The organism is Flavobacterium sp., from assembly GCF_036405015.1.
In the GTDB taxonomy this organism is placed as follows: Bacteria; Bacteroidota; Bacteroidia; order Flavobacteriales; family Flavobacteriaceae; genus Flavobacterium.
Genome location: NZ_DASWYK010000031.1, coordinates 1 through 20,844, shown reverse-complemented (window position 1 = coordinate 20,844; position 20,844 = coordinate 1). Strand labels below are relative to the sequence as shown.

Below are 20,844 nucleotides of genomic sequence, written 5' to 3'. Positions count from 1 at the left end.
TTTATGGGAGGATTAATTTATGGTTTATTAGAATATCAAAACAATAATCAGAGAGCACTGGATTTTGCAGTAGCTGCTTGTTGTTTAAAACATACTATTGCTGGAGATTACAACTTGGTTTCATTAAAAGAAGTTGAAAATATGATTGATGGTGATGGTTCTGCATTAGTATCAAGGTAATTTTAAATAAAAATGGCAAAATATTCAAGAATTGAAGTAGCTCAGACAATGAAAGATAATGGAATGGTTCCTTTATTTTTTCATTCTGATATTGAGCTAAGTAAAAAAGTTTTAAAAGCATGTTATGATGGAGGTTCCAGATTAATGGAATTTACAAGCAGAGGTGATTTTGCACATGAAGTTTTTGGAGCTTTAAATAAATATGCTTTAGCAGAACTTCCAGGAATGATTCTAGGAGTGGGTTCTATTACAGATGCAGCTTCGGCTTCATTGTACATGAGTTTAGGTGCAAATTTTATTGTAACACCTGTTTTTAGAGAAGATATAGCTATAGCATGTAATCGTAGAAAAGTATTATGGTCACCTGGTTGTGGTACTTTAAGCGAAATTGCAAGAGCAGAAGAATTAGGTTGTGAAATTGTAAAATTATTCCCAGCTGATACTTACGGTCCAGAATTTATTAAAGCGATAAAAGGTCCTTGCCCTTGGACAAATATTATGCCTACAGGAGGTGTTTATCCAACGGTAGAAAGTTTGAGTTCATGGCTGAATGCTGGAGCAACATGTGTTGGTTTAGGTTCGCAATTAATCTCAAAAGATATATTAGACAATAAAGATTTCGACGGACTTACTTCAAAAGTGAAACAAGTTCTTGATATTATAAAAGATATAAGAAAATAAATTAAGGGGTAATCATGCCAAACTCCTTATTTTATAAGTTTTTTTTAGATTTTTAGAGATTGTAATTGAACATTATGCTTGAAAAATTTAGTCTGCCATTCCTCACAGCGGACTTTGTTTTACTCAATCGGGTGTAATGTTTCATTTACAATTTAAAAGGCAGGAATGAAGAAATAAGGTTTATAAATGGTTATTTATAACGCATTAAAGAAAATTTAAAATGAAAAAATTAAATAGAATAAATACAGGATTAGAAAAGTTACAGCCAATTAAGGTGGTTCAGTTTGGAGAAGGTAACTTTTTAAGAGCCTTTGTTGATTATGCTTTTTACAGACTAAACAAAGAAGTTGATTTTAATGCCGGTATTGCAATAGTTCAGCCTTTGAAAGATGGTATGGTAAATATGATTAATGATCAGGACGGTCTTTATACCTTGTTTATGAACGGAATTAAAAAAGGTGAAAAGATACAAGATATTGAGTTAATTGATAATATTGTAAAAACGGTAAACCCATATACTGAATTTACAAATTATTTGGCTTTAGCTAAAGAAGAAGAACTTCAGTTTATTGTTTCTAATACTACAGAAGCTGGAATTGCATTTATTGAAAGTGATACTCCAGATATGCAGCCACCAGTGTCATTTCCTGCAAAATTAACGGTTTTATTGTATGAAAGATTTAAACATTTTAATGGAGATGCTTCTAAAGGAGTTACAATAATTCCTTGTGAATTAATTGATTATAACTCTGAGACACTTAAAAAATATATTTTACAATATGTTGATTTGTGGAAATTAGAAGATGCGTTTAAAACTTGGGTATCAGATGCTTGTACGTATCACAGTACTTTGGTTGACAGAATTGTTCCTGGATATCCAAGAGCGGAAATTGAAGAGTACAATAATAAATTAGATTACCAGGACAATTTAATTGTTGCGGCTGAACCTTTTTTCCTTTGGGCTATTGAAGGTGGAGATGATTTAAAAGCAAAATTACCTTTTCACAAAACAGATTTGAATGTAAAAATCGTTGATGATATACGTCCTTTTAAAATGATTAAAGTTCGTATTTTGAACGGTGCTCATACGGCAATGGTTCCTTTTTCACTTTTGCATGGTAATAAGTTAGTAATGGAAACTGTTAACGGAGATTTTACTGGAAAATTTGTAAATAGTGTTATCGGTGAAATTAGTGAAACTCTTGATATGGATAAAAATGAAATTACTGCCTATTGTGAGGAAGTAATGGACAGATTTAAAAATCCATTTATCAAACACGCACTTGCTGATATTGCATTAAATTCTGTATCGAAATTCAAAGTAAGAGTTTTGCCTAGTTTATTAGGATATATTAAGGTTAATAAAAAACTACCTGTTAATTTGACTTTTTCGTTTGCGAGTTTAATTCGTTTCTACAAAGGAAATTGGAATGGTCAAAGTTTACCGGTTAAAGATGGTGAAGATATTACAACATTCTTCAACGGACTTTGGAAATCCGACGACTACGAGAAAATTGCTCGTTTAACATTACAAAACAAATCATTCTGGGATGAGGATTTAACTGAGATTCCAGGATTGACTAGAGCGATTACAATTGCTTTAGAAGAAATTGATTCAAACGGAATTGAAGCTGGTTTTGCTAAGTTTCAAGAAAGATTAAAATAAAAAAGGTTGAACAATTAGATTTTAATTAGAATCTAATTTGATCGGCTAAAATCTTTTAAAATCTGCGTGAAATGCTTTTTTCACGCAGATTTACACAGATTAAAGCAGATTTGTACAGATTTAAATCTAGGATGTTGCGTAAAATTGAGAAAGTAAAATTTTATTCAACTCTTTAAAATAAAAGAAAAACAAAAAGAACAAAGAACAAAGGTTAATTATGGCAACGCAGAAAAAATTAATAAAAGTTCATCCTACTGATAATGTAGCGGTGGCTTTAGTGAATCTGTCAGCTGGCGAAGTGATTGATTTTGAAGGACAATCAATTGCTGTTGAGTCTGATGTGAAAATGAAACATAAGATTGCAATGGTTCCTTTTAATGTAGGAGACAGAATCATTATGTATGGTGTTTTAGTTGGTAAAGCAAGCGCAAGAATCGAAAAAGGAGGATTGCTTTCTACTGAAAATGTAAAACACGAGAGTGATAAAGTTACAGGTAAAACTGAAACTATTGGCTGGGATGCTCCAAATGTAGACAAATGGAAAGACAGAACGTGGCAGGGCTATCATAGAGAAGATGGACAGGTTGGAACAGAAAACGTTTGGTTGTTTTTTCCATTGGTTTTTTGTGAAAACAGAAACATCGAAATCTTAAAAGATATTTTCGAAAAAGAATTGATGAAACCGAAAGAGAACGATTATCAGTTATTGTTACGTTCTTTGGTGAAATCAGAAACTGGTGGAGCAGGAAATCAAGAAGCTTCAAACGATGCTAATTTGTTCAATAATATTGAAGTTAAATTCATTACGCACCAAGGAGGTTGTGGTGGAATTCGTCAGGATTCTCACAGTTTAGCTAAATTGTTGGCTGGTTATGTAAATAATCCAAACGTAGCTGGAGCAACTGTATTGAGTTTAGGATGTCAAAATCTTCAGATTTCAATTTTTAAGGATGCTTTAGATGCGATCAATCCAAACAGTAAAAAGCCGGTTTTAATTTACGATCAACAATCTATCGGAACAATTGAAACGATGTTGAGCAGTGTTGTAAAAGACACTTTCGAGGCAATTAAAAAAGCAAACGAAATTAAGAGAGAACCAGCTCCATTATCTAAACTTAGAATTGGTTTAGAATGTGGTGGATCTGATGGATTCTCTGGAATTTCTGCAAACCCAACATTAGGAGTATTGTCTGATAAGTTGGCAGCATTAGGAGGGACAACTATTCTTTCTGAGTTCCCAGAATTATGTGGTGTAGAGCAAGAATTAGTAAACCGTTGTGTTGATGACGAAGACGGAAAACGTTTCTTAGATTTGATGAAATGGTATGAAAAAACAGTTGTTGATGCAGGTTCAGGATTTGATATGAATCCGTCTCCTGGAAACATCAAAGACGGTTTGATTACTGATGCTATGAAATCTGCGGGAGCTGCTAAAAAAGGAGGTACATCTCCAATTGCTGGTGTTTATGATTACGGTGAGTATATCAACGAACCAGGATTAACATTACTATGTACGCCAGGAAATGACGTGGAATGTACAACTGCAATGGTTGGTTCAGGAGCGAATATGGTATTGTTTACAACAGGTTTAGGAACTCCTACAGGAAATCCGATTGCGCCAGTTGTAAAAATATCTTCTAACTCAGAATTGGCAGCAAAAATGTCTGACATTATCGATATTGACACTGGTGGAATTATCAAAGGTGAAAAATCTATCGAAGAAATGGCAGATGAAATGCTTGAAACTATTATCGATATTGCTAGTGGTACGGTAAAAACTAAAGCAGCGATATTAAATCAAAATGACTTTATTCCTTGGAAAAGAGGAGTATCTCTATAATTTTTAAATCATAAGTTAGTTATAGAAGCCCATTTAAACATTCTTTTAAATGGGCTTTTTTTTGTCTAATCTTTACTTAAGAAAAAGAAAGCCATATAAGCAAAATAAAATATTAGATTTCAAGATTAAAGCTCCATTGGAGCGGCACATTTTGTGTTTACAGCAAAAAAAAGCTCACGGTTAAATGAGCTTATATTACTTATATGGTTTAAAATTATTTCTAGAAGTTAGTTTTTTTAGAAGACTTACGAATATGTAATTCTGGTGCAAGAACAACCTTTTTTTCGATTTTAATGGTGTCGGTTTTATCAACTTGTTCTAAGAAAACGCGAGCAGACATTCTTCCCATTTCCAATGGTGACTGATCAACAGATGTTATTGATAATTCCATAAATTTAGTAAAAGGCTCATTACTGAAACCTGCAACACAAAATTCATTTGGAATATCAATATTTCGTTCTTTCAGCTCCTGAATTGCGCCTAACGCAGCAAAATCGCTTGATGAGAAAAGAGCGTCGGGAGGTGTGTCTAATTGTAGAAACTTGTCTATTGCTTCTTTTCCTGCTTCAACAGCACTTTTGGTATAGATGACATATTCTTCTTTAAATTCTATTCCGTTGTCTAATAATGCTTGTTTATAACCTAAAAACCTATTTTTAAAGATATCTAATGATTGGTCTCCAGAAAAATGAGCAATATTCCTGCATCCTTCGTCAATTAGATGTTTTGTGGCTAAATAGCCGCCTTTAAAGTCATTAATAGTAACAGAACTTACACCATCTATGTGTTTGCTTCTATCAAAGAATATTAGAGGTACATTTTTTTCTAATACATTTCTAAAAGCACTATCGTTTTCATTGGAGATTCCCGTAACAGACATCATGATTCCATCGACTTGTGCATCAACAAGTGTATGTAGGTTTTCATTTTCTCTCTTAATGCTTTCATGCGTTTGACATATAATTACCTGATAACCGTGAGGATAAAGTTCTTCTTCGATTCCTCGAATTACAGAAGCAAAAAAATTACTGTCAATACGCGGTACAATAACTCCGATATTATTACTTCGACCGCTTTTCAAAGCTAGTGCCAATTTGTTTTGCTTGTAGTTCATTGCTGCGGCAGTTTTAATAACCAGTTCGCGTGTAGCTTCCTTAATTTTAGGATTATTGTTTAAAGCTCTGGAAACCGTTGCAGCAGTGATGTTTAGTTTTTCAGCAATATCGTAAATAGTTACTTTTTCACTCATTCAAAAAAAGTTTATCGAATTATTTATTAGACAAAAGTACATTTTTTTTCATTATATAATATAAATTGTTATCGATTACCCTATTCAAAAAATCAAACGTTTTAGGCTTTATAATGATAATAATTTATCTAAATTTTTGCGTTAAATGTAATTAAATTTTATAATAAAAATTAAATATATAATTTTTTTCTAAATTAATTTGGTCTCTTAGAACAATTTTTCTACTTTCGTGTAATCGATTACATAATTTTCAAACGTTTTCGGTAATAAACAAGAAATTATTACACAAATGATTACAAACAAGAACATCAAATTCGGTAGAATTTTATTTTTAACCTTATCTGGTATATTGGCTATATCATGTGCAAAAAAGATTTCATCATCCTCGTTAGACTCGACTAACCCTTGGAAAAAAATGGATTTGGTTTTGAAGAGTATTCCTCAAACACATTTTTCAGATAAAATTTATAATATAAACGATTTTGGAGCTGTTGCAGACGGTAAAACATTGAATACGGTTGCATTTGCAAAAGCAATAAAAGAATGTGCTGCAAATGGAGGCGGTCAGGTTTTGGTTCCAAATGGAAAATATCTTACAGGAGCAATACATTTAGAAAGTAATGTAAACCTGCATTTAGCAGATCATGCGGAAATTCTTTTTAGTTTAAATCCTAAAGATTATCCAATGGTACATACTTCTTGGGAAGGAACTGAAGTGATGAATTATTCACCGCTCATTTATGCAAAGAATAAAACGAACATAGCCGTTACCGGAAAAGGTACTTTAAATGGTCAGGCGGACAGTACCAATTGGTGGATTTGGTCTGGAGGTAAAAATTATGGTTGGAAAAAAGGTGTTCCGTCTCAAAATGATCCTACGAACCGTGAAGTTTTAGTAGAAATGGCTGAAAAAGGAACTCCAGTTTCAGAAAGAGTTTTTGGTGAAGGACGTTATTTAAGACCAAATTTTATTGAGTTTTTTGAATGTAACACAGCATTGATAAAAGATGTTACCATTATAAATTCTCCTTTTTGGATTCTGCACCCTATCAAAACCAATAATATGATTATTGAAGGAGTAACAGTTAACAGTCATGGACCGAATAATGACGGCTGTGATCCTGAATATTCTCAAAATATTGTTATTAGAAATTGCACTTTTAATACGGGAGATGATTGTATTGCAATTAAAGCAGGACGAGATGGAGACGGAAGAAGAGTGGCAATCCCAAGTAAAAATATCATTGTACAAAACTGCAAAATGATTGATGGTCATGGTGGAGTAGTAATAGGAAGCGAAATTTCTGCAGGTGTCAACAATGTTTTTGTAGAAAATTGTGTAATGGATAGTCCAAATCTAGATAGAGCAATCAGAATCAAAACCAATTCAAAAAGAGGAGGTATAATTGAAGATATTTTTGTTCGAAATCTTGAAGTGGGAACAGTTAAAGAATGTGTTTTGAAATTAAATATGTTTTACAATGTTTATGGTTCACAGACAGGAAATTTTATTCCGACAATCAGAAATGTGAGTCTGGAAAATGTAAATGTAAAAAATGGAGGTAAATATAGTGTTTGGGCAGAAGGATACAAAGAATCTCCAGTTGAAAATATTACACTGAAAAATGTCAAAATTCAGAAAGTAGATTCACTTTATTTACTAAAAAATGTAAAAAATATAAACTTTATAGAAACCTACGTAAACAACAAAAAAGTAGAATCTATTAAATGATAATAATTGTCTTCAGATATTGGTAATTAGTAATTTGAAAATTTTTGAGACTATTGTTTTTTGAAGGAGTTAAAAAGGAGTTTGACGACGTCGAACTCCTTTCTTAACTGAAAATTAAAATCTAAGATGCGTAAAACAGGCTTATTCTTATTAATGTTTTTTTGTGTTATTGCGGTACAGAGCCAGCAATATCAGGTTGATACATCGTATACGATTAAGAGCACTTTTACAAAATTAGTTAAGAAACATCCCTTCATTACAATTCCAGAATTAAAGCCAAATACTGATGTAAAAGAAAGCTTCGATTTGGTTTACAACAAAGATCAAAATCGGGTTTTACATTTTGATGCTTTTGTTTATACAAAAAAGAAAAAGAATCCAGCGGTCATTATGATTCATGGAGGGGGGTGGAGATCGGGCAATAAAAACCAGATGCAGTCTATAGGAAAAGAAATAGCTGCAAAAGGCTTTTCGACTTTTGCAATTGAATACAGATTGTCATTAGAAGCAAAATATCCTACAGGTGTTATAGATGTAAAAAATGCGATTAAGTTTATTAAAGACAATGCATCAAAATTTAATATAGATCCGGATAAAATTGCTGTTTTAGGCTGTTCTTCAGGCGGACAGATGGCGGCATTAATTGGAACTACCAATAATAATCCAATTTTCGAAGATGCATCTTTTAAAAGTAAATCTTCATCAAAAGTAAATGCAATAATTGATGTTGATGGTGTTCTGGCTTTCAAACATCCAGAATCATCAGAAGGAGATATGGCTGCTTTTTGGTTGGGCGGAAAATCGAATGAAATTCCAGAAAACTGGAAAGTTGCTTCAGCTTTAAGTCATACCGACAAAAATACACCGCCAGTACTGTATATATGTAGTAGTATTCCAAGATTTCATGCTGGTAGAGATGATATGATTAAAATTTTGAATGAGAATAAGATCTACAATGAAGTGCAGACTATTGCAGATTCTCCTCATTCATTTTGGTTTTATGAACCTTGGTTTAGTGAAACAATTTTATATACAACAAGATTTTTGGATAAAATTTTTAAATAAATTAGAGTAAAATTAAAAGTGCAAAACAAAAAGATAAATCTTATGAATAAATCTCTTTCTGCAAAATTAAATTCTCTAAAAGTTATTTTGGTTTTATTACTAATATTTGGAAATAAAGTAAATGCACAAAACCAGGTTGATTCTGAAAATTCAGTGATTCCATATGATTTAAAATGGTCAGAACGGACAGCGCTTTCGGTTTTAAAAAAGTATCCAAAAGCTTGGCAGCTTGATGGAAATGATAAACCGAAGTGGGATTATAAAATGGGATTTGTATTGTCTGGTTTTGAAAAATTATATCAAAAAACAAACAATAAAAAGTATTTTGAGTACATCAAAGATTATGTTGATGAAATGATTGACAGTACTGGAAATATTAAAAAGTATGACCTGAAAGAATACAATATTGATTATTTGAATCCTGGAAAACTGCTTTTTAATTTATATAATATAACAAAAGATTCGCGCTATTTTCAGCTTATTGGAAAATTAAGAAATCAGCTTGAAACACAGCCCAGAACGACAAGTGGCGGATTTTGGCATAAGCAGATTTATCCGAATCAAATGTGGATTGATGGTTTGTACATGGCAGAACCTTTTTATACGCAGTTTACAGTTAAATATGAAAAAGGAAAGAGTTTAGATGATATTGCAAAACAGTTTGAATTGGTTCATAATCATATTGTAGATAAAAAAACAGGTTTAGTTTATCAGGCTTGGGATGAAAGCAAAGAAATTGCTTGGGCAAATAAACAAACTGGAACTTCTCCAACAATTTGGGGAAGAGGCATAGGATGGTACATGGTGGCTTTGGTAGAAACGTTGGATTATTTTCCGAAATCACATCCTAAGCACAAAGTTTTGGTAGAGTATTTGAATCAGATTTCAAAAAGCGTGAATCAGTATAAAAGTGAGTCAGGTTTATGGTATCAAGTGGCAGACAAACCTGAAAAGTTTGGAAATTATGTAGAACCATCTGCTTCTGGAATGATTATTTATGCTTTTGTAAAAGGAGCTAACAAAGGGTATTTATCTGGAAATTATAAATCAACAGCCAAAAAATCTTTTGAGAGTTTTGTAAAAGAATTTGTGAAAGTAGATAAAAAAGGAGAAGTAACTGTTTTGAATGTTTCTTCGAATGTGGGTTTAGGAGGAAAACCTTTCCGTGATGGAACAAACGAATATTATCTTACTGCAAAAACAAAAGATAATGGTGCAATAGGAATTGGCGCATTTTTATTAGCAGCAATAGAATTAGAAAAATAATAGAATTTAAATATATTTTGAAATGAAAAATAGTACAAAGAAAAGTTATTTGATGTCAGTTTTGATGATCTGCGTTATGACCATTACAAGTTGTAAAGTAACCTCTCAAGAACCAGCAAAGAAAGATATTGTAATTGGTAAAAACGCTAAATGGTCAGATAAAATGGCTTTGACCTTAATGAAACGTCATCCAGAATCTTACATGCTAGATGATGCTAAAAAACCGAAATGGGATTATGTTCACGCTTTGGTTTTGCATTCAATAGAAGAATTGTACAAAAAGAATCCAGATCCAAGATATAAAGCTTATGTAAGAGGTTATGTTGATGAATTGGTAGAAGCCGATGGAAGTATTAAAACCTATGAGCTTGAGAAATATAATATCGATTTGGTATTGCCTGGACGTCTTCTTTTTGATGTTTATGCCTATTCAAAAGAAGAGAAGTATTTGAAAGCATTACAATTAATTCGTAAACAGCTTACGGTGCAACCAAGAACTGAAAGTGGTGGATTCTGGCACAAACAAATCTATCCAAATCAAATGTGGTTGGATGGTTTGTATATGGGAGAACCATTTTATGCGGAGTACACAGCTAAATTTGAAAATGGTAAAAGTTTTGACGATATCGCAAAACAATTTGAGGTGATTCAGTTGAAAGCTACAGACCCAAAAACAGGATTATTGTATCACGGATGGGATGAAAGCAAACAAATGCCTTGGGCTAATAAAGAAACGGGTAACTCGCCAAACTTTTGGTCAAGATCTTTAGGCTGGTATGTTATGGCTTTGGTTGATGTTTTAGATTATATGCCAAAAGATCATCCAAAGAGAAAAGAATTGATTAAGTATTTAAATAATGCTTCGGAGGCATTGCTTAAATTTCAGGATAAATCTGGATTATGGTATCAGGTTACAGATAAAGGAGGTGAAAAAGATAATTATTTAGAAGCTTCTGGTTCGGCTATGTTTTCTTATGCTTTTGCAAAAGGAGCTAACAAAGGTTATTTACCAGCTAAATTTAAGAAAGCTGCCAACAAAGCTTTTGATGGATTAACTACAGTTTTAATCAAAAAAGTTGATGAAGATGGTGGTATTACATTGACAAATTGCTGCCAGGTTGCAGGTTTAGGAGGAACTCCATACCGTGACGGATCTTACGAATATTACGTAAACGAAAGAAAAAAAGATAACGATCCTAAAGCAACAGGTCCTTTTATTTTGGCAGCTTTAGAATTAAATAGATAATTGTTCTATTTAGAATTTTAGTCAATATCCATACCCATATAAACCCGACAGATTTTTAAAACCTGTCGGGTTTACTAAAATAACTAGTTTCAAAAATGAAAAATATAAAAATCATCTTTTTTCTGCTGGCCATTTTTTGCTTGCAGAAAAATAATGCACAAGTCTGGATTCCCGATAATGGTGACGGAACCTATACCAATCCGATTCTCCATGCTGATTATTCAGATCCAGATGTTGTTCGCGTAGGCGATGATTATTATATGACAGCTTCTTCTTTTAACTGCATTCCGGGATTGCCTATTTTGCATTCTAAAGATTTGGTAAACTGGAAAATTATTGGGCATGCTTTGGTGAAACAGCCTCCATTTGTAACTTACGATAAAGTACAGCATGGAAATGGCGTTTGGGCGCCAAGTATTACGTATCATAAAAATGAATTTTATATTTATTATCCTGATCCTGATTTCGGAATTTATATGATTAAAGCCAAAAGAGCAGAAGGGCCTTGGTCTGAACCGCTTTTGGTCAAAGAAGGAAAAGGATTGATCGACCCTAGTCCGCTTTGGGATACGGATGGTAAAGCATACTTAACTCATGCTTTTGCTGGAAGTAGAGCTCAAATCAAAAGTTTATTAGTGGTTTGTACAATGAATCCGGAAGGAACAATTGTAAATAATGATGAAGTAATGGTGATTGACGGACATGAAGGAGAAGAAACAATTGAAGGACCTAAATTTTACAAACGAAATGGGTACTATTATATTTTTGCTCCTTCTGGTGGTGTACCAACTGGCTGGCAGACTATTTTAAGATCCAAAAATGTTTTCGGACCCTATGAAAAGAAAAAAGTTTTAGAACAAGGTTCTACGACGATAAATGGTCCGCATCAGGGAGCTTGGGTTACAACACAGACAGGCGAAGATTGGTTTTTTCATTTTCAAGATAAAGGAGCTTATGGACGAATCGTTCATTTGCAACCAATGAAATGGGTGAACGACTGGCCTGTTATGGGGCAGGATTTTGATAATAACGGAGTTGGCGAACCAGTTACTACTTTTAAAAAGCCAAACGTTGGAAAAAAATATCCAATAGAAGTTCCAGAAACTTCAGATGAGTTTAATGAACCCAAATTAGGACTGCAATGGCAATGGCAGGCCAACAAACAAATTAACTTTGGATTTCCAACCAGTTTAGGTTATCTGAGTTTATATTGTAATACAACTACCAAAAATATCTTTAATGCTCCCAATTTATTGTTGCAGAAATTTCCTGCTGAGGAATTCACTGCAACAACAAAATTAACTTTCAATTCAAGAATTAGTGGAGAATCTACGGGGTTAATTATAATGGGATTAGATTATAGTTATCTGTGTTTTAAAAATGACAACGGTAAATTTTATCTAAATCAGAAAACAGGAACTTTTGACAAGAAAGTTTCGGAAACAGAAACAAAACCAATTTTAATAGAAAACAGTACGATTTATCTAAGGGTTAAAATTAATAAAGGAGGAATCTGTAGTTTCTTTTATAGTTTAGATGATAAAAATTATCAGGCAATAGGAAATGATTTTACTTCCAAAGAAGGAAAATGGATTGGTGCTAAAGTAGGCCTTTTTGCTTTAGGGGAAGAAATTAAAAATGATTCTGGTAATGTTGCCGTAGATTGGTTTAGAGTAACAAAATAAGAAAGAAATGAAGCAGTTTAAAAAACAAGTAATACTATTATTTTGCCTTTGCAGTTTTGTAGTAAAATCTCAAAGTACCTATAAAAACTGGTCTGAAATTATTCGTAAAAGCGATGCGGCTTGGTTTGCTTCGGCTGAAGCTAAGAGAATAGCAGAGAATGTTTTGCTTTATCAAAGAGATATTGGAGGCTGGCCAAAAAATATCCAGATGCAACAGGAACTGTCAGAAAAACAACAAAAAGATTTGATTGCTATTAAAAAAACAGCTGTTGAAACTACCACAGATAATGGAGCAACTTGCCAGGAAATGCTTTTTATGTCCAAAATGTATGCTCAGGTAAAAGATGAACGTTACAAGGAATCTTTTTTAAAAGGCTTAAATTACCTATTAGAAGCACAATATTCAAATGGAGGTTGGCCTCAGTTTTATCCCTTAAAAAAAGGGTATTACACCCATATTACTTATAATGATGATTCGATGATTAACATTATGAATGTGATAAAAGCTGTTGCAGATCAAACGGATTATTACAGCATAAAATCTTCAAATGAAATTGTAGAAAAATGTAAAAAAGCTTTCGATAAAGGAATCGATTGTATCTTAAAAACACAATATAAACAAAACGGAGTTTTAACAGCTTGGTGTGCTCAACATGATGAAGTTACTCTAGCTCCGGCTAACGCAAGGGCTTTTGAATTAGCATCATTAAGCGGGTATGAATCCACAAAAATTGTTTTGCTTTTAATGTCTGTTGACAAACCTTCAAGGGAAATAGTGACTGCAGTTAAAAGTGCTGTTGAATGGTTTGAAAAAACGAAAATTACCAATTTAGAAGAGAAAAGAGTTTTAAATGATGCTGGAAAAATTATAGATAAAAAAATGGTTCCAGCTGTAAATGTTGGTCCGATCTGGGCGAGATTTATGGATTTAGAAACAAGTGAACCTTTCTTTTGTGATCGTGACGGAATAAAAAAGAAATCGATTGATCAAATTGGAGCAGAAAGACGCAATGGTTATTCATGGTATACAGGAGCTCCAACAGAAGTTTTAAAACGATTTCCTGATTGGGCAGTTAAAAATGGTACAAAAGTTTCTTCTTCAGAAAAGAAGAATGTTACGTTAATTACTGTTGCCCAGGATGGTTCTGGAGATTTTACCAAAATTCAGGATGCCGTGTATGCTTGTCCAGCATTTCCTTATGAAAAGGTTACAATTTACGTGAAAAATGGAATTTACAATGAAAAAGTTCGAATTCCAGAATGGAATAACAATGTAATCCTAAAAGGAGAAAGCAAAGAAAACACCATTATTGCATTTGATGATAACTTCTCTAAAATAGCATTAGGAAGAAACAGTACTTTTTATACACCTACACTTTTGGTTGAAGGAGATGATTTTACAGCGTCTAATTTAACGATTAAAAATACTTCAGGAGAACGAGGACAAGCAATAGCATTATCAGTGGTTGCAAATCGTGCTAAAATTTCAAATTGTAATCTTTTAGGAAATCAGGATACTTTGTATTTGTCTGGTAGAGATACTAAACAATATTTTAAAGATTGTTATATTGAAGGAACAACAGATTTTATTTTTGGAGGTGCTACGGCCTTATTTGAAAACTGTATCATTCATAGTATCAAAAGTTCCTATATCACAGCGGCTTCAACACCTGTAGGAACAGCTTTTGGTTTTGTATTTAAAAACTGTAAATTAACTGCAAATCCTGAAGCAAAAGACGTTTATTTAGGAAGACCGTGGCGTATTTATGCCAAAACGGTTTTTATTGAGTGTGAAATGGGAAAACAAATAAAACCGCAAGGTTGGGAAAATTGGTCAAAACCTGAAGCGGAAAAAAATGCTTTTTATGCCGAATACAATTGCACAGGAGAAGGATTTCAACCCTCAAAAAGAGTAAAATGGTCACATCAGCTTTCAAAAAAAGAAGCTACCCAATATTCAATAGAAAACATTCTTAAAGACAAGATTGTAAAGTGGTATTCTTTTTAGTCACAGTTTTCAGTCGCAGTGTTCAGTCTCAGTCTAACTGTAAACTGAGACTGCGACTGAGACTGAACACCACGACTGTGACGAAACACTCAGAATAAAAAATTAAAAAAATGAATTTCAAATACCTCTTCATAATACTCCTTTCATGGACTTCGTTTGCACAGAATATCGATTTTCCTTCAGCTAAAGTCGATTCAATTGTAAAGCGAATTCAGATTCCTGTTATACCTTCTTATCAAATTAATGTATTGAAATTAGGAGCAAAAGGAGATTCAGTTACTGATAACAAAAAGATTTTTGACAAGGCAATGGCTTTATGTAAAAAGAATAATGGAGGAACAATTATAGTTCCAAAAGGAATTTATAAAATCAACGGACCAATTCATTTTGTTAGCAATGTAAACCTTAAAATAGAAAAAGGTGCTAAAATTAAGTTTAGCGATAATCCGAAAGACTATCTCCCAATGGTTTTAACCAGTTGGGAAGGAACAATGTTGTATAACTATAGTCCGTTAATTTATGCTAATAATTGCAGCAACATTGCAATATCAGGTGAAGGAACAATTGATGGAGAAGGAGGAAAGATCTGGAAAAGCTTTAAAGCAAAAGAAGGAGCAGGTAAAGAACGTAGCCGCGAAATGAATCATAACAGTACTCCCGTTTCAGAAAGAAAATTTGGTGAGGGCTATTTCTTAAGACCTCAAATGATTCAGTTCTTAAACTGCAAAAACATTTTGGTTGAAAACATCCGAATAGAAAACTCGCCATTTTGGTGTCTGCATCTTTTAAAATCAGAAAGTATAACGATTAGAGGTATAAGCTATAAATCTTTAAATCATAATAACGACGGAATAGATCCTGAATATGTAAAAGATGTTTTAATTGAAAATGTAACTTTTGACAATGGAGATGATAATGTTGCTATTAAAGCAGGACGTGATCATGAGGGAAGAAACAATACGGGAACACCAAGCCAAAACATAGTGATTAGAAATTGTAATTTCAAAGGACTTCATGGAGTTGTAATAGGTAGTGAAATGTCAGCTGGAGTGCAAAATGTCTTTGTAGAAAACTGTAAAACATGGGGATTTTTAAAACGAGGGATTTATTTAAAAACCAATGCAGATCGTGGAGGTTATATAAAAAATGTATTCGTTAGAAATCTGAAATTAGACGAAGTAGAAGATTGTTTGTATATCACTGCTAATTATCATGGAGAAGGAAAAGGATATCAATCGGATATATCCAATGTATATTTTTCAGATATTTTCTGTAATAAAGCTTTAGAATCAGGAATTGTCATTCAGGGATTTCCAGACAAAAAAATTAAGAATATCTCTTTAAAGAATATTGAGATCAAATCGGCTAAAAATGCATTATCAAATGAAAACGCCCAAAATGTTTTAATGACAGACATTTTTATAGGACAAAAAGCAAGTGTACCTACAGCAGTTTCGAAACCGTAGGCAAAGGGACAAAGGGACAAAGGGACAAAGATCTTTCGTAGAGACGGATTGCAGTGCGCCTAACACAAAGAAAATCCACATAGCTTAGCGACCTCTGTGTTCCCGATAGCTATCGGAATTTCGCACTTTGCGGTAAAAAAAAACATAAAGTATGCAAATTAAAATCTAAATAATCTGCTAAATCTACGAGAGTAAATTTTTCATGCTCCCGATAGCTATCAGGATAAAAAGACCAAAGCAGATACATCAGATTTTTAAAATGGAGCAGAGTAAATCAGCAAAATAAGTGTGATAAAAAAAAATATAAACTACAAAAAAAATGAAAAAGTACATTCTCTTAACACTACTAATTACCTCATTAGGCTTTGCACAAAAAACAACATTGTACTGCATTGGCGATTCTACAATGGCCAACAAAAAAGATCCCGATAAAAATCCTGAGCATGGATGGGCACAAGTATTACAATCTTTTTTTAAAGATAATATAGCAGTAGTTAACAAAGCACAGAATGGAAGAAGTACTAGAAGCTTTATCAATGAAAAACGTTGGGACTCGATTTATAACAAATTAAAAAAGGGAGATTTCGTTTTTATAGAGTTTGGACATAATGATGAAAAAATAGAAGATCCAAGCCGTTATACCAATCCACATACAGCTTACCGTTATAATCTAATTCGATTTGTAAAAGAAACTAGAGAAAAAGGCGCAATACCAATTTTATTGACCTCTATTTCCAGACGTAACTTTAATGAAAAAGGAGTATTGGTTCCGACTCACGGAGATTATCCTTTAGAAACTCGTTTAGTAGCACAAGAATACAAAGTGCCTTTTATTGACTTAGAGTATTACACAGAATTGTTAGAACAGTCCTATGGCCCAGAACAATCAAAATTACTTCATTTACATTTTAAGGCAGGTGAAAATGCTTATTATGATAAAGACAAAGCTGATGATACGCACCTATCTTTATTAGGAGCTACCAAAATTGCACAAATTGTGATTGATCAGATTAAAGAAACTAATGATCCTTTATTGAATGGTCTAAAAAAGGGTATTAAGTAAAAAATATAGATTTATTATTTTAATAATAAGAAAAAAGGAGAGAATATATATTCTCTCCTTTTTTTTTGAAAAATATTATACTGTTATCATAAGTTTTCTTTTGATGCAAACCTCTGTTAGTTACTGTAAAATAGAGGTGTTACGCTTTTTTTTCTTTGTCTAGTAAGCGCCATATATACTTGTAATAAAGTCTTTTTTATGAATTAAAAGTATATTTTCTCCTTCAATTTAAATCTTGTTTTTATAAGATTTGTCTTAATCTATAAGTTTAAAAACTTTTACAGGTAAAAATAAAGGGTATTTGAGGGGAAATTTGCACTCTGAAAATAAGTTTTTGATTATGAGTCTGTTGTAGGGAATCTTGTGAGATTTTTTTCTACACTGTAAAAAATCTTACGAATAATCATTCTCTTATAATAAACGAAAAAATTAAAACGTATAATAATTGAAAGGTCATGAAAAATAGATTACTCCCATTATTTGTCGCTTTAGGATCTTACTCTGCTTACTCGCAAGTGGGTGTGGGGATAGTAGAGCCAAATTCTTCTGCACAATTGGATATTACTTCAAGTACTAAGGGACTTTTGATTCCCCGAGTTCCTTTAACAAGTAGTACCGATGCTACAACTATTAAACCAGGTAATGTTGAAAGTTTGTTGGTTTTTAATACTGCAATTGCAACAGATATCACACCAGGTTACTACTATTGGTATAACAATAGATGGAACAGAATAGCTGTTTCTGGAGAAGGAGGAAGCAATTCAGGAATTACAGGAGGTGATGGAGCGCCTGGAGCTAGATAATAAAGGTATTTTTCTAAAAATGTTTAAAAGAAGGTTAAAAGCAGACTTTGATTTTTTTGAAAAATCTTTTTTTGATGACAGTGAAGACAAGATTAAAAAATATGATCGGATTGTTTATGTTGTTTACGAAAAGAATGAACTTCTTGCTTTTTTGCAGGAGAATAGAAATACAAATGTTTTAGTTTGTTTATTTGATAGACAGTTTTATACTAGTTTATCATTTTTAGAAATAATAAACAGCTTGATATTAGTTGATGAGTGTAAAACAAATCGTGAAATTTTTATGGAAATTAAAGCCTTTTTTAAAAAGAAATTTGATGCTAAAAATGAGAAAATTGCTTTGCAAAAGTCAAGCATCATGCAGTTTCCAGATTATTATAAGGCTATGTATTACTTGTTGTGATTTATTTTATTTTTTAGTGTATTTATTTGAATAATATACGCTACTTCATTTGCAGGATAAGAAGCAATTCTTATCCTGCATTCTTTTTTCTAAAATATGGTGAAGCTTTAAAAAAATCATTAATTAATTAGATTCTTAATTTAGCTAAACTTGCGAGTTGGAACAATAAGATATTAGATACTGTCGATGGCATACTAGGAATTGAATGTTGAGATAGGTTTTAATGATTCCCCTTTATACCAATTGTATAACGAATTTGGCGCAGTAAATCTTTAAAAACTAGAATGAATTAAGGCGCTATAAGGAAGGATTTTTTAAGATTGTCTGTATAAAAAAGGCATTTTTTAATAAAATTCTTTCCTTTGAAGGTATTTTTTAGATTTAAAAATAGGTAAATTAAAGTGCTTTCAGACAAGATTGGAGAAAATTTTGTTTTCTTTGAAATACTTTGTACAAGGTATTAGAATGACTGGTTTAAGAATATGTCTTTAATAAGTGTTTGAAAGTGAATGTGTTGTGTTTATTGGTGTGAGGAGAAATTAACAAGTCAATTTATTGTAAAGAAAATGAATGAAAAACTGCATTAAATTTAACAGCAAATTTGTTGTAACTATCACACAAACTTTTATTTTTGTGGCTTAATTTAACAATATATAAGCATGAAAGATTTATTAGTAAAAATCAACGCCGAAATTGAAACATTTAAAGCAGAAGCTGAATCTTTAACTGAAAAAGGAATTAAAGCTGCAGGTCCAAGAGCACGTAAAGCTACTTTAGAAATCGAAAAACTTTTGAAAGAGTTCAGAAAAGTTTCTATCGAAGAATCAAAAAAATAATTTTCTTTAGAGAAAGTAAAAACCTCGCTGATAAAGCGAGGTTTTTTTATGCATTTTGCTGGTGGTTTTATACAAAGCACGCAAAGATTTTTATTATGTTTTTTGTGAGAATTTAAAAGTTTACAAAACGATTTTTTCTCTATAATCAATTAGATGCAATAAAAAAGATTTTTAAGATCGTAATGACCTTTGTGTTATTTCTTTTACCACAAAGAAAAAACAACTTAGAAACTTAGAATCTCAGAACCTTAGTTCCTTTTAAATAGAATTTCTGTCAATAAAATTAAAAGGTACTTTAAAATTCCCTTTTTCTTTATTGAGAATCATTCGGGCAGCCGTTTCTCCCATGATATTAAAGTCAGTAGATATGACTGTAATACCTAATAATTCTTTTAGTGGCGTATCATTATATGAAATTACTCCAATCTCTTTTCCTAATACATATTCTTCATCGCGAATTTGTTTTACTAGATTGACCAAATCCGATTCTTCAATAGTAATAAACAAATCCCCTTTTTTAAGAATCATATCATCGTAAACTTCACTTAGAATCTCAAAATTGATTTCATGTTCAACACAAAACTTTCTAAATCCGTGTAAAATTCTTCTCGGGTAAGGATAAACAGCTTTGTCGGGATAAACCAAAATTAAACGTTTGTATTTCGTTATTTTAGAAAGACCTTCTTTTAAGGCACTGTAAATGTCATTTTCAAAATCTTGATAAATCTTAATAACGTCATCTCCGGTTCCTAATTTGATGTTGTCTAAAATCACCAATTTTTCCTGTGGAATATTTTTAATAGCATTTACAACTTCATCTGTAAAACTTAAATGTTTTAATTCGTCTGTTTTAAAATGTGTTGTGATTACATAATAATCATATGCGCCTTCAAATTTGTCTAAGATGTTTAAAAACAATGTTTCGTCACAGTGGTAAATTTGTAGATCTACATGTGCATTTGCTCCAAGAGTATTAATGAAAGAACTATAAGTTTTCATCTTATAAGAACTTAGTTTATTGGTCAGAAACAAAATGTTTACTTTAGACTCCAATTTTGTTCTTGTTATATAATAGCCCTTTCCTCTAATAGAAGAAATAATTTTTCTTTCTTTTAAAATGTTATAGGCCTTTTCTACAGTATCGCGAGACATATAAAACTCTTCGCTAAAACTATTGATTGAAGGAATTTTTTGGTTGATTTTTAAATTTCCGTTGGCAATGTTTTGAAGAATAGAGTCAACAATCTGCTTGTATTTTGGTACTCGTGAATCTTCGTCTATTTTAATAAGTTTAATCATGATTATGTCTGGAAATTTGTTTCATATTTCAATGAAACCCATTTTTAATTCTAACTTTCTTTAAAAATCTTAATAAAGTAAAATAACTAATGGTTTAATCGTTTTGCTTCGAACAAAAGAGAATTAAAATAAATTTGTACTATTTTTTTTATAATCTATCAATTTTGTCCTTAATACGGATTTTATAATTACGAAATCGATTGCTAAAATAGCCATTTTAAATTTATTTATACAATAATTAGAGGCTGTTATTTCTAAATATCACTTTCTTTTAACAAAAAAGTATAAAAAGCATAAAGGATAGTACAGGACAGTTTTGTTTTTGACATTTTTTTATTTTACAAAACCAAATTACT

At 31.9% G+C, this 20,844-nt stretch carries 16 protein-coding genes and 1 pseudogene; 15 read left to right on the top strand and 2 right to left on the bottom strand.

The features are described from left to right. The 4 genes and pseudogenes from VGE71_RS02695 to VGE71_RS02680 form a co-directional block, all read left to right on the top strand. Window positions 1-180 (top strand): annotated as a pseudogene (locus VGE71_RS02695) (sugar kinase); the annotation flags it as partial. A 12-nt stretch (window positions 181-192) separates the two neighbouring features. Then, the gene (locus tag VGE71_RS02690) at window positions 193-861 is read left to right on the top strand and encodes a bifunctional 4-hydroxy-2-oxoglutarate aldolase/2-dehydro-3-deoxy-phosphogluconate aldolase (protein WP_144219442.1); all 669 of its coding nucleotides are present in this window, start codon (window positions 193-195) and stop codon (window positions 859-861) included. 220 nt (window positions 862-1,081) lie between these two features. Continuing rightward, the gene (locus tag VGE71_RS02685) at window positions 1,082-2,527 is read left to right on the top strand and encodes a tagaturonate reductase (RefSeq protein WP_331136915.1); all 1,446 of its coding nucleotides are present in this window, start codon (window positions 1,082-1,084) and stop codon (window positions 2,525-2,527) included. A 217-nt stretch (window positions 2,528-2,744) separates the two neighbouring features. Then, window positions 2,745-4,367, top strand: coding sequence for an altronate dehydratase family protein (locus tag VGE71_RS02680; protein WP_331136914.1), 1,623 nt, complete (start codon window positions 2,745-2,747; stop codon window positions 4,365-4,367). 220 nt (window positions 4,368-4,587) lie between these two features. On the opposite strand, the gene VGE71_RS02675 is transcribed toward VGE71_RS02680, so the two are convergent. Continuing rightward, a complete protein-coding gene (locus tag VGE71_RS02675; RefSeq protein WP_331136913.1) occupies window positions 4,588-5,616 on the bottom strand; it encodes a LacI family DNA-binding transcriptional regulator in 1,029 nt (342 codons plus the stop codon). Between the two features lie 289 nt (window positions 5,617-5,905). On the opposite strand from VGE71_RS02675, the gene VGE71_RS02670 reads away from it, so the two are divergent. The 11 genes from VGE71_RS02670 to VGE71_RS02620 all read left to right on the top strand — a co-directional run bounded on the left by VGE71_RS02670 (window position 5,906) and on the right by VGE71_RS02620 (window position 19,189). Further along, window positions 5,906-7,348: a glycoside hydrolase family 28 protein gene (locus VGE71_RS02670; RefSeq protein ID WP_331136912.1), complete on the top strand. Its 1,443-nt coding sequence runs from the start codon at window positions 5,906-5,908 to the stop codon at window positions 7,346-7,348. 126 nt (window positions 7,349-7,474) lie between these two features. After that, window positions 7,475-8,413, top strand: coding sequence for an alpha/beta hydrolase (locus VGE71_RS02665; protein ID WP_331136911.1), 939 nt, complete (start codon window positions 7,475-7,477; stop codon window positions 8,411-8,413). Between the two features lie 42 nt (window positions 8,414-8,455). Then, entirely contained in the window at window positions 8,456-9,679 is a 1,224-nt protein-coding gene (locus VGE71_RS02660; RefSeq protein ID WP_331136910.1) for a glycoside hydrolase family 88 protein, read from the top strand. A 22-nt stretch (window positions 9,680-9,701) separates the two neighbouring features. Next, a complete protein-coding gene (locus VGE71_RS02655) occupies window positions 9,702-10,925 on the top strand; it encodes a glycoside hydrolase family 88 protein (RefSeq protein ID WP_331136909.1) in 1,224 nt (407 codons plus the stop codon). 95 nt (window positions 10,926-11,020) lie between these two features. After that, on the top strand, window positions 11,021-12,610 hold the full coding sequence (locus VGE71_RS02650; RefSeq protein WP_331136908.1) for a glycoside hydrolase 43 family protein: 1,590 nt from the start codon (window positions 11,021-11,023) through the stop codon (window positions 12,608-12,610). A 7-nt stretch (window positions 12,611-12,617) separates the two neighbouring features. Then, window positions 12,618-14,618: a pectate lyase gene (pelA, locus tag VGE71_RS02645; protein WP_331136907.1), complete on the top strand. Its 2,001-nt coding sequence runs from the start codon at window positions 12,618-12,620 to the stop codon at window positions 14,616-14,618. A gap of 110 nt (window positions 14,619-14,728) precedes the next feature. Beyond that, window positions 14,729-16,084 carry a glycoside hydrolase family 28 protein gene (locus tag VGE71_RS02640; protein WP_331136906.1) on the top strand — a complete coding sequence of 452 codons (1,356 nt, stop codon included), beginning with the start codon at window positions 14,729-14,731 and terminating at the stop codon, window positions 16,082-16,084. Window positions 16,085-16,403: 319 nt separating this feature from the next. Then, window positions 16,404-17,147 (top strand): rhamnogalacturonan acetylesterase, encoded by a 744-nt coding sequence (locus VGE71_RS02635; RefSeq protein WP_331136905.1) that lies wholly within the window; start codon window positions 16,404-16,406, stop codon window positions 17,145-17,147. Window positions 17,148-17,602: 455 nt separating this feature from the next. Beyond that, on the top strand, window positions 17,603-17,950 hold the full coding sequence (locus tag VGE71_RS02630; RefSeq protein ID WP_331136904.1) for a hypothetical protein: 348 nt from the start codon (window positions 17,603-17,605) through the stop codon (window positions 17,948-17,950). 19 nt (window positions 17,951-17,969) lie between these two features. Beyond that, complete coding sequence (locus tag VGE71_RS02625; RefSeq protein ID WP_331136903.1) at window positions 17,970-18,353, top strand: hypothetical protein; 384 nt, start codon at window positions 17,970-17,972, stop codon at window positions 18,351-18,353. A 659-nt stretch (window positions 18,354-19,012) separates the two neighbouring features. Beyond that, a complete protein-coding gene (locus VGE71_RS02620; protein WP_012026201.1) occupies window positions 19,013-19,189 on the top strand; it encodes a histone H1 in 177 nt (58 codons plus the stop codon). Window positions 19,190-19,447: 258 nt separating this feature from the next. Here VGE71_RS02620 and VGE71_RS02615 read toward each other — a convergent pair whose 3' ends face one another. Beyond that, the gene (locus VGE71_RS02615) at window positions 19,448-20,488 is read right to left on the bottom strand and encodes a GntR family transcriptional regulator (RefSeq protein ID WP_331136902.1); all 1,041 of its coding nucleotides are present in this window, start codon (window positions 20,486-20,488) and stop codon (window positions 19,448-19,450) included. Window positions 20,489-20,844 lie beyond the last annotated feature (356 nt).